We start from the raw sequence: 13,357 nt of genomic DNA, 5'->3' as shown, positions 1-13,357 counted from the left end.
CATGAGGCACTTACTGGGAACCAAGACGTTCGCCCACGGTATCCATCCGCCGGAATTCAAGGCGGATACAAAGGATCTGGCGATTCGTCAGTTTGATTTCGCGTCGCTGCTGATCGTTCCGCTCAGCCAACACCTTGGCAAACCGGCGGTTCCGATCGTTGGCGAAGGCGCCGAAGTCACTCGCGGACAGTGCATCGCCCAACCGGATGGGTTCATGTCGGTGGCGATCCACGCGCCGGCAACCGGCGTGATTCGCAAGATCGCGCGTTCACCGGCCATCAACGGCAAGATGATGCCTGCGTTCTTTCTGGAACCTTTCCCGGCATCGACCCAAGAGATGCCGGGCGGGAATCCGTGCGATGCTGAAACGGCATCAAAGGACGAAATCATCGCCGCAATTCAACAGGCCGGCATCGTCGGTCTGGGCGGCGCGGCGTTTCCCACGCACGTCAAACTGAAAGTCCCCGACGACAAACAAGCGGATTTGGTGATCGTCAATGGTGCGGAATGCGAACCGTACTTGACCACCGACCACCGCGTGATGCTGGAACACGCCGACGACATCATGCGTGGCATTCCCTACGTCATGAAAGCGACCGGTGCGCCGCGAGCCATCATCGCGGTGGAAGACAACAAACGTGATGCCGCTGAAGTGATGCGGAAGGCAATCCTGCCCGGTCAGCCGATCAGCGTCGAAGTCCTGCCTGTAAAGTACCCCCAGGGCGCCGAAAAGATGCTGATCACGGCCATTTTGGGTCGCAAGGTCCCCTCCGGCGGTCTTCCGATCGATGTCGGGGCGGTCTGTATCAATGTCGGCACGACGGCGCAGATCGGTGCGTTGTTGCCCAGCGGCCAAGGCTTGCAGGACCGCGTCATCACCGTCGGCGGCCCCGGCGTTCAGCGAAAGGGCAACTATCGCATCCCGATCGGTACGCCACTGCGTTACATCTTGGACAAAGTTGGCACCGAACCGAACGTATCGACCGTGGTGATGGGCGGTCCCATGATGGGCCACGCCGCGTCCAGCCTGGATATTCCCATTACCAAGGGTTCCACCGGAGTCATCGCGATGGTCGACGACCAGACCGACACGATGATTTCACGACACGAATACCCGTGCATTCGTTGTGGCCATTGTGTGGACGCTTGCCCCTTATTCTTAAACCCGTCACAGATGGGTTTACTGGCCAATGTCCAGCGGTATGACGAAATGGCGTCGGATTATCACCTGATGGACTGCTTTGAATGTGGATGTTGCACATTCGTCTGTCCATCGCACATCCCATTGGTGCAAAAGTTTCGTGTGGCAAAGTCGGCAATTCGAAAGGCAAAGGCGGCCGTATGAATTCCCTGGCAAAAACACTGACGATTCGTAGTTCGCCGCACATCGCTGCGGTGGCCGGCGTCGATACAATCATGTTCAACGTGGTCATGGCGTTGATGCCGGTATCGTTGTACGCGGTCTATGCGTTCGGGCTATCCGCATTATTGGTCATGGTGACCGCCGTATTGTCGTGCGTGTTGACCGAACATCTGTTGTGCCGTGTCAGCGGACGCGCGACAACGATCGGCGATTGGTCGGCTGTGATCACGGGTCTGCTTTATGGATTGACACTACCGCCCAGTTTGCCGCTTTGGATGGTCGTCGCCGGTGGTGCGATCGCAATCGGACTGGGCAAGTTTTTGTTCGGCGGCCTTGGCGGTAACCCGTTCAACCCGGCTTTGGTGGGTCGAGCCATTTTGCAAGCCGCGTTTCCCGCCGCGATGACCACTTGGCCCGTCTATGAAGACCGGCCTTTCGCATCGCTGCCGACCTCGACGTTGACGCTTCCGATGACGGTCCCGCAGTACGACGGCATGACGGCGCCGACCCCACTTTCGGATTGGAAGTTTAATCAAGTTGCTGCATCAACGGGCGATCTGTTCTTGGGTGCCACCGCCGGATCCACCGGCGAAACCTGTGCGTTGCTGATTCTGATTGGCGGCGTCTACTTGGCCGCACGAAACATGATGTCTTGGCGGATTCCGGTCGGTGTGATTGGAACGGTCGCCATTCAGAGTTTCGTTTTGAACTTATGGAATCCTGACAAGTATGCCGGACCCTGGTTCATGGTGTTTTCCGGCGGGCTGATGCTGGGTGCCGTCTTCATGGCCACGGACATGGTGGCATCGCCAATGACGCATCTGGGCGGCTTGGTTTACGGCGCGATTATCGGGTTGCTGGTCGTGCTGATTCGCGTCTGGGGCGGTATGCCCGAAGGCGTGATGTACGCGATTCTGATTGGCAATGCGTTATCACCACACATCGATTCGCTCATTCAGCCGACGGTGTATGGAACCGCGAAAGGCCGCAAAAAGGAATTGGCAAAGGGCGGTGCGAAATGAACCAAGACAAGAGTGGACAGCAAGGCCAAGCCGGCCAACCAGGAACGCGACAACCCGGAACCGTCCAGATCTATTCGGTCCTGCTGGGAATGGGCGCGTTGTGCACGCTGGCGATCGTGGGTGTGTTCGAATTCACGTTGCCCATCATTCAACAAAACCGAATCGCCCAACGCGAAGCCGCGATTCTGGACGTGTTGCCCGGTGCGACTTCCAGCCAAACGTTCGAACTGGGCGCCGACAACGAATCGTTTGACGTGCCCGCCGATCCGAATGTCGCAGGCCAACCTATTTACGCGGGCTACGACGACGATGGCAACTTGGTCGGCTTGGCGATCGAAGCCAGCCGGATGGGTTACCAAGACGTCATCCGCATGCTTTATGGCTATTCGCCGGATCGCGATGCGGTGATCGGCACGCGGGTGCTGGAAAGTCGCGAGACGCCTGGACTGGGTGATCGGATCGAGAAAGACGAAGCGTTCCTGGCAAACTTCGAAGCGTTGGACGTGTCGGTCGATCAGGATTCGAAACAGTTGCGAAACAAGATCGAATTTGTGCCATCGGGCGAAAAGACACAGCCTTGGCAGATCGACGGTATCACCGGTGCCACGATCAGTTCCAGCACGGTGGCGGAAATGCTGCGTGAAAGTACCGCCCAGTGGGTGCCCGTGTTGAAGTCACGTCAAAACGATTTCGAATCCGGATCGGTGCCCGACGGCCAACCGGAATCTGCGCCGGAGTCGGAATCCGAACCTGAGGGGGAACAGTGATGGCTGTGGGCCTGCAAGCCGAATCGTCGGTAACCCCGGCGGACTTTTGGGACGGGGTTTGGAAACGAAACCCGGTGTTCGTCCAGGTGCTAGGCATGTGCCCCGTTTTGGCAGTGACCAACACGGCGATGAATGCGTTGGCGATGGGGTTGGCAACCTCGTTTGTTCTGTTGATGTCCAACATCGTCGTTTCACTGATCCGCGGTATCGTGCCGAAACAGATTCGGATCGTGACCTTCATTTTGGTCATCGCGACCTTTGTGACGATCGTCGACTACGTCATCCAAGCGATCAGTTTGGATTTGCACAAAACCCTTGGGGCTTTCATTTCACTGATTGTGGTGAATTGCCTGATCCTGGGTCGCGCCGAAGCGTTCGCATCTAAGAATGGGACCTTTCGATCAGTTCTGGATGCGTTGGGCATGGGAATTGGATTCACCTTGGCGCTGCTTTGTTTGGGCGGTGTCCGCGAAATTCTGGGTGCCGGATCGCTGTTCGGCGTCCGATTGCTGGGTGGTTCGTATCAAGAATGGGTGGTCATGATGTTGCCGCCCGGTGGGTTCTTCACGCTCGCCGGATGGCTGCTTCTGATCCAGTGGTTCAATCAGCGATCGGCTGACAAAGCAAAGGACGTGGCATCATGAACGAAGAACCTCTGGGAACGATTTTCATCAATGCCTGTCTGGTGAACAATTTTGTGCTGGCCTATTTCCTTGGGATCTGTCCGTTTCTGGGCGTTTCCGGAAAGCTGACCACGGCGTCACGCATGGGCGTCGCGGTGACGTTCGTGATGTGCGTCAGTTCGGTGGCCGCCTATTGCATCCACGCCATCTTGGCCGCCATCGGGGTGGAATTTCTGCAACTGATCTCGTTCATCGCCGTGATTGCGTCGACGGTTCAGTTGGTGGAAATGTTCATCAAAAAGACCAGTCCCGCGTTGTTCAACGCGTTGGGCATTTTCTTGCCGTTGATCACAACCAACTGTGCGATCCTTGCCGTGGCATTGTTTCAAACGAATCGAAACTATGGCTTGCTACAGTCCATCGTGTTCGCATTCGGTGCGGGCGTTGGCTTCACCTTGGCTTTGATTCTGATGGCGGGATTGCGGCAAAAGATGGAACTGTCCAATCCTCCGGATATCGTCCGCGGAACCGCAGTCACGCTGATGTTGGCGGGCCTGCTTTCCATTTGCTTCATGGGCTTTGCCGGATTGTTCAACTGATGAAAACCAAAGACATCTGGCGACCGACACCAATGACTTCCACAGCGGAGCGTTCACGATGATGCTGTCGTTGTTGAAAGCCCTGCTGTGCATGGCAGCCATTTTGGGGCTGTGGTTGTCCATTCAAAAACTGTGGTGCCTTTGCGAGAACAAACCGGCCCAGCACGATGCGCTGCAGGGTCGAACCGGTTGCAAAGGTTGCGGCGGCGGTCGCTGCAAAAATCACCCCACCTCATCCAATTCTGTACGTTCATCAACAAAGGGAATGCAGCGATGCAGTTGAAAGATTTCGACATCAGTACAAGGTATGCGGCCCGCGTGGTCCGAAACGAACGCATCACTGCACCGGAGTCCGGTCAAGAAGTCCGCGAGATCGGTGTCGAGGTCGATGATCCGGATTTCGACGTGGAAGTCGGCCAGAACTTTGGCGTCCTGGCACCCGGCAATCCGGCACTGGGCCAGGAACACCACCTGCGGCTGTACAGTATCGCCGATGTGCCCCGCATCAACGGTGACGGGACCACCGAATTCACCATGTGTGTTCGGCGATGTGACTACATTGATGATTTCAGTGGCGAACGATACAAGGGTGTGGCATCGAACTTCTTGTGCGATTTGACGCCCAACCAAACATTCACGATCACCGGGCCCTACGGTCACGCGTTTGATGCGCCGCGTGAAAACAACGCCACACTAGTGCTGATCGGGATGGGAACCGGAATCGCCCCGTTCCGCGCGTTCGTGAAATACTTGCACGCCAGTCGACCGGAATACGTGGGCCGTGTCATCTTGTTCCATGGGGGACGCACGGGCTTGGATCTGCTTTACCGCAACGACAAGAAGGACGATTTTGCGTTGTACTACGACAGTGAAACCTTCGAAGCCATCAACGTCCTGAGCTCGCGGCCCGCACTGAGCGACTCGATCGACTGGGGGTCCGCAATCCTGCCTCTCGGGGAAGAAATTCGGCGGCTGATGGAACAGGACGATACCTACGTGTACCTGGCCGGGCTGACACCGATTCGAAATGATCTGGACACTGTCATGGGCGAAGTGTACGGATCTGCGGAGGCTTGGCAGGATCGGAAATCGCAATTGGAATCCGACGATCGCTGGGTCGAACTGCTGTACTGATTCGTCGCTTCGCGATCGCCAATTCCCATGGGGCAATCGTTGCCTTGTCCCGATCAGGTCGACACTTGATGGCAGGCGGCCCCCACGCGGCACCGTCCGGCGATCGATTTGACAGTATTCCTACCCTATCGGAGGTACCGTCTTTTCAGAACAATTTGCGGAAAACATGGGCACGACCCTTGAACCAAACACGCAAAATAGACGAAACCTATTTCGCGTAATTGTTTTCACATCAGTTCAAACCCGAAATCCGCAGAGCGTTCATGACGGCGACGGACTCGACCAAGACGGCCGCAGATCCGATGATGGATTCCGGTCGTGAAGATCGTGTGTACCGGGTGCTGGTCCAAGCCGGGCTGGCCTTGGGAATCTCGATGGAACGCAGCGATTTCGATTTCGCGGCGTTGTCCAAATCCGCCGACGAAATCACGCATCTGGTGGACGCGGGACGACAGGTCGGCATCACGCTGAAACCGACCTCGACTCGGGATTCCCAGGCGTTGTTTGACCTGGTCGCCGAACGCTTCCCCGTCATCTTGGCGATGTCGGACGGTCGATATTTTGTCTTACAGAGGTCGCTTGCCCACGGAATCGAAGTCAGCCAGATCGGCGAAATGGTGACGTCCGTTCGTTGGTTCCGGCGAGATCTGCGGCGACAGTTGCGTGGGGACCCCAAGGCGACGGTGTTCATCGCCAAAGAAGAATTGCAATGTGCGCCGATCTCTTCCGGTGATCATGGCGATTCCGATTCTGGCCACGATGACGATCATCACCACCACCATTCGCCGATCCGACGCTATTTTCGGCTGCTTCGGATGGACGGCCGAGACATCGTCATGGTCGCCCTGTTCGCGTTCGTCGCCGGAGTGCTTTCACTGGCGACACCGCTTGCGATCGAATCGTTGGTCAACGTGGTCAGCTGGGGAACCTATCTCCAGCCGTTGGTCGTCCTTGGCATCATGCTGTTGGCCTGCTTGGGGCTGTCGGGCGTCTTGCAAGTCTTGCAAACGGTGGTGGTTGAAATCATCCAGCGACGGCAAATGGTCCGCCTGGTCGGGGATCTTTCGCACCGTTTCGGACAGGCCAACCAGGCATCGCTGCACGACGTTTATCCGCGCGAATTGGCCAATCGACTGTTTGACATCGTGACCATTCAAAAGTCCACGGCGGCTTTGCTGTTGGACGGCATCACGATCGTGTTGACAGCGATTTTGGGCATGTTCTTGTTGGCGTTCTATCACCCGTTTTTGCTGGGCTTTGACATCGTTCTGTTGCTCAGCATGGTTTTGATCACATGGATCTTGGGGCGCGGTGGTATTCGAACCGCGATCAACGAATCGATTGCCAAGTACGAGATCTTCCACTGGCTGCAGGACGTCCTGGCGTTACCGACCGCGTTCAAAATCAACGGCGGGCAATACCTGGCGGTGGATCGCACGAACCGGTTGGCGGTGGATTATTTGGATTCCCGCCACCTGCAGTTTCGCGTGATCTTGCGACAGGTCATCTTCGCGGTTTCCGTGCAAACGATTGCCTTGACGGCGTTGCTGTGCCTGGGCGGTTGGCTGGTGATCAATCAACAGTTGACGCTGGGTCAGTTGGTGGCCAGCGAATTGGTGGTCACCGTGGTCGTCGGTGCGTTCGCAAAAGCGGGCAAGACGTTTGAAAAGTATTACGACGTCATGGCGGGCGTTGATAAAGTTGGGCACCTGTTAGACATCCCGATCGATTCGCACCGCGAACTGGGTGACTTGGCCGGCGGACCGGCGTCGATCCGTTGGGGCGGTGTCAAGTTTGCCGAATCGCCAGCCACCAAAGTCGAACCGGTGACGGTGCAAGCCGGCCGCTCTGTCGCCATTTGCGGCGACGATGTGGACGGACGGTCGTTGTTGATGCGTTCGTTGGCCGGACTTTCACGACCCGCCGGCGGCGGACAAGTCGAAATCAACGACATCGACGCGGCATTGGCCGCCCGCGAGGGCGGCGGTCAGGTCGTCGGTTACGCGGGCGGCGCGGAAATCTTTCACGGATCGATTCGACAGAACATTGATTTGGGACGATCCTCCGTCAGCCGGAACCGGGTGCGTGAAGTCTTGCAGGACCTGGGCCTTTGGACCGATGTGATGCGTCTGCCCAACGGCTTAGCGACTCCGCTTCTTACCGGCGGCGAGCCGCTGCTGCCCAGCCAACGCGCCAAACTAATGTTGGCACGGGCGATGGCGGGACGTCCTCGCGTTCTGTTGGTCGATGCGGTGCTGGACTGCTTGGCCGGTGAAGATCGAAAACAAGTTTGGTCGGCGATCGCATCCCCTGATCGCCCATGGACGCTGGTCGTATCAACCAGCCACGCGGAAATCGCACAGTGGTGTGACGAGCGAGTGTTCTTGCGTCGAACATCCCAGGAGACGGGTCAATGAGATCTGCACAATTGCTTTGGTCGGATTTTCCCGCTTTGCAACTGGTGCGTACCGGTCGCATGGTGCGTCTGGCGGGAAAGCTGACGTTCGTCGCTTTGGTGATCAGCATCACTGCGATGATGTTATTGCCATGGCGTCAAACCGCGCAAGGCGTGGGAAACGTGGTTGCACTGGACCCTCAAAACCGTCCGCAACCGGTGATGAGTCCTGCGAAGGGCGTGGTCAGTTATGTGAAGCCCGGTTTGCGCGAAGGCAGCTTTGTCGAACAGGGCGAAGTCGTCCTGCGCATGACACCTTTCGCAGCCAACAACATCAGCCAACTTGAAACGCAGATCGCCACGTCTCGCGCAAAAGTTGAAGCGTATACCCTGGCGAAAAGCAATGCAGAAATGAACAAGGAACGTCAGGAAGACGCCAACTTGCGAACAATGGAATCGCTGCAGGAAGAACTAAATGCGACCAAAGCTAAATGGGAACAAGCGATTTCAGAAGTCGGTGCGGTCGAAGCAGAATTGCGTGACAAACAACGAAAGTTCGAAGTCGATAGGGCCGTGGCCACGCGTGGCTTGGTTCCCGACGTCGAATTGAACTCTTCACGCCAGGCCTACGAGGCTGCAAAACAAAAGTTGGCCAAGTCACAGCAGTATGCGGAGGAAGCCGAAGCCAACTACATCGGCAAACAGCGATCGTTGGAAGCCAAGAAGGGCGAGCTGGATATCAAGTTGCGCGAGGCAGAGCAGAAGGTTCTGAAAGAACAAACGATGCTTCAAAGCGCGCTGAAAGAACTCAGCGAACTGGAAAACAAGCGTGACGAATTCAATCGATTGGAAGTCCAGGCCCCGCGCAGCGGTTATATCCAACAGTGGTACGGCTTGGCGGGAAGCGACACCGTCAAAGAAGGCGACCAGCTGTTTGTCATCGTCCCTGACGCGGCGGAGTTGGCTGTGGAGATGAAGGTCAGCGGCAACGATATGCCGCTGGTAAGCGAAGGCGATCACGTACGATTGCAATTCGAAGGATGGCCGGCGGTTCAATTTGTCGGGTGGCCATCGGTCGCCGTGGGGACTTTTGGTGGAAAGGTCAATCGCGTCTTTCCGACCGATGACGGCTTGGGCAACTTTCGCGTGGTGGTCACCCCCGAGAAAAATTTTGCCCACGATACCGACTGGCCGGATCGCCGCTACCTGCGCCAGGGTGTTCGTGCCAACGGCTGGATCCTACTTCGGCGTGTGAAACTGGGTTATGAGATCTGGCGACAACTCAACGGTTTTCCGCCGGTCGTTGCCTCGGAAGAACCCAAAGAAAAGCTGTCCAAGGTTCCGTTGCCGAAGTAACTCGTGAAACGCAGCATGAAACCGTCAGTTGCCGGCGTTGGATTTGCGGAGTGAGGCAACGTTAGAACGCAGTGGTCGATGACGTGGTTGAGCATCAGAGCTTTGATTTCGGGTCGCTCCGACAAGCTGCCCGAAAAGTCAACCAAGCTTCACTGACCCGTATGCGACTGCGTTTTTTCTGTTACCCCGGTACGACCAGTCAAACCCTGCGGAATAGTTGTGTCGAATGATGAAACGGGGTTGTGCCTGTCACTCCGTTTATGCCGCTAGAAGCTCACTGGCAAGGATGCCCGCGTGATGTTGTCCTCACGATCGATCAATCGCATCGCCATAGCGCTGGTTCTTGCGCTGACGCCGACGGCGTTAGCCCTGGGGCAAGAATCATTGCTTCCCGATTCAGACGCGTCTTTTGCGCGAATGATGATGCTGATCGCTTCCGGAGATGAAGGCCCCACCGATAGCGGTTCCGGCGATGAGGCGGACGAAGCCGAGGCCAATGGTCGCGATGGAGCGGCGGGTGAAAATGACTCCGCGGGTGTGGAGAACGAAACACCGGAATTCACGCCGATTGAGATCTTTGATCCACAGGTCACGCAGGCCACCACACTGACGATTGCCGATGTTGTCGCGAGCCTTTATCGACACTACCCCAAGGTGATCGAAGCCAGGCAAGAGCCCGCCGTTGCTCGGGGCGAATTAGTGGCAGCTTATGGCGCGTACGACACCAAACTGCAGGGTTATTCGCTGAACGAAGCCATGGGGTTTTACGAGAATTACCGGCACGGGATCGGCGTGGTTCGGCAATCCTGGTGGGGGACCTATTTGTCGGCCGGATATCGAATCGGACGCGGTTCGTTCCAGCCTTGGTACAAGGAACGAGAGACCAACAAGGGGGGTGAGTTCAAGCTTGGTTTGGGGCAACCGCTGCTGCGAGGCTTTGCGATTGATCCTCAGCGGGTCGCGGTGTTCCAGGCATCGATTGACACCTTCGCCGCAGAACCCAAGATTCTGCAGGCTCTGCTTGATGCGTCGCGCGATGCCGCCAACAGCTATTGGGAATGGGTCACCGCGGGAGCCATTTTGCAGGCTCAACAAGAACTGTTGACCCTTGCGGAAACTCGTGGCGAACAGTTCAAGATATTGGTTGATGCCGGAAAGTTCGCGGAGATTGATTTGATCCTGAACGAACAGTTGATCGCCGAACGTCGCGGCAAGGTTTTGGAATCGCAACGTAAATTCCAGGCGTCCGCGTTCAAACTAGCACTTTACTTGCGAAACGACGTGGGCAACCCATTGATACCACCGGCGCAATGGGTCCCCCGTCAATTCCCGGCGGTGACGGCGCCTCCACAGGAGAACTTCAACGATCAGCTTTCCGCCGCTTTGGCACGTCGACCCGAACCACAACTGTATCAATACCAAATTCGCCAAGTCGAATTGGACCGCAGGCTGGCGTGCAACGATCGATTGCCGCGTCTGGATCTGATCGGTGAAATCTCACAGGACATGGGGGAAGCGGCGACGTCGTCGCGAGACAAAGGCGATTTTCAGTTGGTCATCGGCGTCGAGGGCGAGGTACCGCTGCAGCGTCGCAAAGCACTCGGGAAGATTCAATCAACAACCGCAAAGATCCGACAGTTGACGGAGAAACTGCGTCTTCAACGCGACCAGATCGCAACCGAGATTCAGATCGCGCGAAATGCACTTGAATTGTCCAGTCGCGTCGTCGATCAAGCGGAAGTCTCTCTGGAAGCCGCCATCGAATCGCTCGATCGATATAGCTTTGCGTTCGAACGTGGCAAAGTCGACTTGATCTATTTGAACCTATTGGAAACCAAAGCCAACGAGACGGAGATCAAGTTGATCGAAGCTCAGCGTGATTGGTTCGACGCGTTGGCCGACTATCAAGTCGCTTTGGGCTTGGACCCACTTGATCAAGCCATGAACGTCGCTGCCCTGCCCCCATCGGATCTACCCAAGGCCGGTCGCACTCTGCTGCACGAACAGCAACCAGACGACCTTATCGACCCCGAAGAATTTGAAAGCGATTGGGAAAAGCACACCGCACCCATCGAATGAACGACGACGCGTCCGCACTCCACTCCCCGCCGCTCACTTGAAAAAGCCCCTTTTTTATAAGGGGCCACCCATATTCTGTCGTAGAAAGCGTAAAACGCAAAAAGAGCCACCCATATTTTGCTGATCTTCAGGAGGGCGATAGGGCACACCCAAGAATCTGCCGTCATCCCTCTGCGTCACGACAGAAGAATGACGAGGCCACATCTGTCGTTTGCGCGTTGACGTTTTGCCTGTTTCCTGCCGCGACGATGCAGTGCCGCTGGTTAAAGAACCGCGAATCGCCGCATGGGGCCGTGATCGTCTTTCAAATTGCGGTGCAGAATACCCATCAGGCGCAACATTCAATGCAACGCCTCGGTAGGACGCCCATTGATCTAGCTGAAAATCTCGTCGCGAACGCTTGCAATTCGTCGCTAGTCGGAACAGAGCCCCAGTGGGTTATCCGGGGCGCACACCCAGTGCTGTCCGCACCGCACTGCTTCGCATGTTAGGGACCACCCATATTTTGCTGATCTTCAGGAGGGCGATGGGGCACACCCAAGAATCTGCCGTCATCCCTCTTCGTCACGACAGAAGAATGACGAGGCCACATCTGTGGCGTAAAAAGGGCCACCCATATTTTGCTGATCTTCAGGAGGGCGATAGGGCACACCCAAGAATCTGCCGCCATCCCTCGGCATCACGACAGAAGAATGACGTGGCCACATCTGTCGTTTGCGCGTTGACGTTTTGCCTGTTTCCTGCCGCGACGATGCAGTGCCGCTGGTTAAAGAACCGCGAATCGCCGCATGGCGCCGTGATCGTCTTTCAAATTGCGGTGCAGAATACCCATCAGGCGCAACATTCAATGCAACGCCTCGGTAGGACGCCCATTGATCTAGCTGAATATCTCGTCGCGAACGCTTGCAATTCGTCGCTAGTCGGAACAGAGCCCCAGTGGGTTATCCGGGGCGCACATCCAGTGCTGTCCGCACCGCACTGCTTCGCGTGCGAGACTTTCCGGCGTCCCCGCCGCACGCTTGAAGACGCGGCCAAAGCGGCGAACCACATCACACCAACCCCGAGAGTCGACGCCGATGCGCGACAGAATCGGAGCCAAGTGTTTTGGAATCGCTCCCGGTTTATCCGACCGAAGTTGCCGACCGGTCCAGTCGAGCAACTCCAAGTATCGAACCAGTGAAATCCCTAAGAAACCTTTCGAACTTGCCCGCCGTCCCGAATTCTCAATACAGGGGCCGACCGGATCTTTCGCCTCGTTGATCTCCACCGGGCTCATCCATCCGCTGTGTCGGCGGCGGCGACTTCGCTCCCACTCGTGCATGCTTGGCCGCAATCGACTCGGTTGCCGGGGCAGGTCATCGATGCGGTCTTTCGCTCCGGTGTAAGGGCTCGTTTCGGGTGTTTCGGCAATCGCTGCACGCACCGGATTCAAATCCACATAGGCCGCACAAGCGAGCAGGCTCGCTTCGTCCAGCAGACTTTGCAGCCGGTACCGCCCCTCCCAGAACCTGCCCGTGCATTCATCTTCGCGGTTGGCACGCCTGGCGATGAACTCGGCAATGCACCGCATCCACCAACTGACATCGGACAGTCGTCTTCGACGTTCGCCCAAGACCTCCGATTGATTCACCAGCGCCGCGATGTCCGCCTCCGTCGGCGGTTCGGCTGAACCATCCGGACGCCGGCGAATGGGGAACAGTCGCAGCCATCGATCGGCCACTTCCTGGTCGCTCCATGCAGCGACCACGTCCGGACGACTGCGAAGCACCAAATGCAAATGGTTGCTCATGACCGAATAGGTCAAGCAATCGATACCGAAGATTCCGGCCAAGAACTCCAAACGATCCCGAATCCACCGCCGCCGGTGTTCGAAAGATTGGCCAGTCAGCGGATCTTCACCGCACAAAAACGCCCGGCGGACGCAGCGTTGTACCGCGTGAAAGACTTGTACCTGGGCAGGATCCGCGACTTCGTAGCGTGGTTTTCGAGGCATCAATCCATTCCCTGTTTGTCAGTCGA

The 13,357-nt window shown here is 56.8% G+C and carries 11 protein-coding genes; 9 read left to right on the top strand and 2 right to left on the bottom strand.

From position 1 onward, the window contains the following. Nucleotide 1 precedes the first annotated feature (1 nt). The 5 genes from rsxC to HFP54_RS23350 are packed head-to-tail and all read left to right on the top strand — an operon-like array spanning nt 2 to nt 4,374. Complete coding sequence (rsxC, locus tag HFP54_RS23370) at nt 2-1,345, top strand: electron transport complex subunit RsxC (RefSeq protein ID WP_168567001.1); 1,344 nt, start codon at nt 2-4, stop codon at nt 1,343-1,345. Continuing rightward, nucleotides 1,342-2,385, top strand: a complete 1,044-nt coding sequence (locus HFP54_RS23365) for an RnfABCDGE type electron transport complex subunit D (RefSeq protein WP_168567000.1) — start codon at nt 1,342-1,344, stop codon at nt 2,383-2,385. Before rsxC ends, HFP54_RS23365 begins: the two co-directional genes overlap by 4 nt. Further along, nucleotides 2,382-3,152, top strand: coding sequence for an RnfABCDGE type electron transport complex subunit G (locus HFP54_RS23360; RefSeq protein WP_168566999.1), 771 nt, complete (start codon nt 2,382-2,384; stop codon nt 3,150-3,152). Before HFP54_RS23365 ends, HFP54_RS23360 begins: the two co-directional genes overlap by 4 nt. After that, the gene (gene rsxE, locus HFP54_RS23355) at nt 3,152-3,796 is read left to right on the top strand and encodes an electron transport complex subunit RsxE (protein WP_146413473.1); all 645 of its coding nucleotides are present in this window, start codon (nt 3,152-3,154) and stop codon (nt 3,794-3,796) included. The genes HFP54_RS23360 and rsxE overlap by 1 nt, the downstream gene beginning before the upstream one ends. Beyond that, nucleotides 3,793-4,374 (top strand): electron transport complex protein RnfA, encoded by a 582-nt coding sequence (locus HFP54_RS23350; protein WP_145298543.1) that lies wholly within the window; start codon nt 3,793-3,795, stop codon nt 4,372-4,374. Before rsxE ends, HFP54_RS23350 begins: the two co-directional genes overlap by 4 nt. Here HFP54_RS23350 and HFP54_RS23345 read toward each other — a convergent pair. Then, nucleotides 4,367-4,600 carry a hypothetical protein gene (locus HFP54_RS23345; RefSeq protein ID WP_168566998.1) on the bottom strand — a complete coding sequence of 78 codons (234 nt, stop codon included), beginning with the start codon at nt 4,598-4,600 and terminating at the stop codon, nt 4,367-4,369. The two genes, HFP54_RS23350 and HFP54_RS23345, sit on opposite strands and share 8 nt — an antisense overlap. Before the next feature lie 47 nt (nt 4,601-4,647). Between HFP54_RS23345 and HFP54_RS23340 the strand changes: the two genes are divergently transcribed. From HFP54_RS23340 to HFP54_RS23325, 4 genes are all read left to right on the top strand, one after another. Then, entirely contained in the window at nt 4,648-5,508 is an 861-nt protein-coding gene (locus tag HFP54_RS23340) for a ferredoxin reductase domain-containing protein (RefSeq protein ID WP_168566997.1), read from the top strand. Nucleotides 5,509-5,771: 263 nt separating this feature from the next. Then, nucleotides 5,772-7,925, top strand: a complete 2,154-nt coding sequence (locus HFP54_RS23335; RefSeq protein WP_235952255.1) for an ATP-binding cassette domain-containing protein — start codon at nt 5,772-5,774, stop codon at nt 7,923-7,925. Beyond that, a complete protein-coding gene (locus HFP54_RS23330) occupies nt 7,922-9,259 on the top strand; it encodes an HlyD family secretion protein (RefSeq protein WP_168566996.1) in 1,338 nt (445 codons plus the stop codon). Before HFP54_RS23335 ends, HFP54_RS23330 begins: the two co-directional genes overlap by 4 nt. Nucleotides 9,260-9,556: 297 nt before the next feature. Next, nucleotides 9,557-11,338 (top strand): TolC family protein, encoded by a 1,782-nt coding sequence (locus HFP54_RS23325; protein WP_235952252.1) that lies wholly within the window; start codon nt 9,557-9,559, stop codon nt 11,336-11,338. Between the two features lie 916 nt (nt 11,339-12,254). Here HFP54_RS23325 and HFP54_RS23320 read toward each other — a convergent pair. Next, nucleotides 12,255-13,331 carry a hypothetical protein gene (locus HFP54_RS23320; protein WP_168566995.1) on the bottom strand — a complete coding sequence of 359 codons (1,077 nt, stop codon included), beginning with the start codon at nt 13,329-13,331 and terminating at the stop codon, nt 12,255-12,257. Nucleotides 13,332-13,357 lie beyond the last annotated feature (26 nt).

It is taken from the genome of Crateriforma spongiae (genome assembly GCF_012290005.1).
In the GTDB taxonomy this organism is placed as follows: domain Bacteria; phylum Planctomycetota; class Planctomycetia; order Pirellulales; family Pirellulaceae; genus Crateriforma; species Crateriforma spongiae.
Note: the sequence above shows the minus strand (reverse complement) of the source record. Positions and strands in the feature narration are given on the sequence as shown.

Bases quoted from the DNA above. Each gene is read 5' to 3' on its own strand.
- rsxC (WP_168567001.1), top strand. From the start codon at position 2: ATGAGGCACTTACTGGGAACCAAGACGTTCGCCCACGGTATCCATCCG.
- HFP54_RS23365 (WP_168567000.1), top strand. From the start codon at position 1,342: ATGAATTCCCTGGCAAAAACACTGACGATTCGTAGTTCGCCGCACATC.
- HFP54_RS23360 (WP_168566999.1), top strand. From the start codon at position 2,382: ATGAACCAAGACAAGAGTGGACAGCAAGGCCAAGCCGGCCAACCAGGA.
- rsxE (WP_146413473.1), top strand. From the start codon at position 3,152: ATGGCTGTGGGCCTGCAAGCCGAATCGTCGGTAACCCCGGCGGACTTT.
- HFP54_RS23350 (WP_145298543.1), top strand. From the start codon at position 3,793: ATGAACGAAGAACCTCTGGGAACGATTTTCATCAATGCCTGTCTGGTG.
- HFP54_RS23340 (WP_168566997.1), top strand. From the start codon at position 4,648: ATGCAGTTGAAAGATTTCGACATCAGTACAAGGTATGCGGCCCGCGTG.
- HFP54_RS23335 (WP_235952255.1), top strand. From the start codon at position 5,772: ATGACGGCGACGGACTCGACCAAGACGGCCGCAGATCCGATGATGGAT.
- HFP54_RS23330 (WP_168566996.1), top strand. From the start codon at position 7,922: ATGAGATCTGCACAATTGCTTTGGTCGGATTTTCCCGCTTTGCAACTG.
- HFP54_RS23325 (WP_235952252.1), top strand. From the start codon at position 9,557: ATGTTGTCCTCACGATCGATCAATCGCATCGCCATAGCGCTGGTTCTT.
- HFP54_RS23320 (WP_168566995.1), bottom strand. From the start codon at position 13,331: ATGCCTCGAAAACCACGCTACGAAGTCGCGGATCCTGCCCAGGTACAA.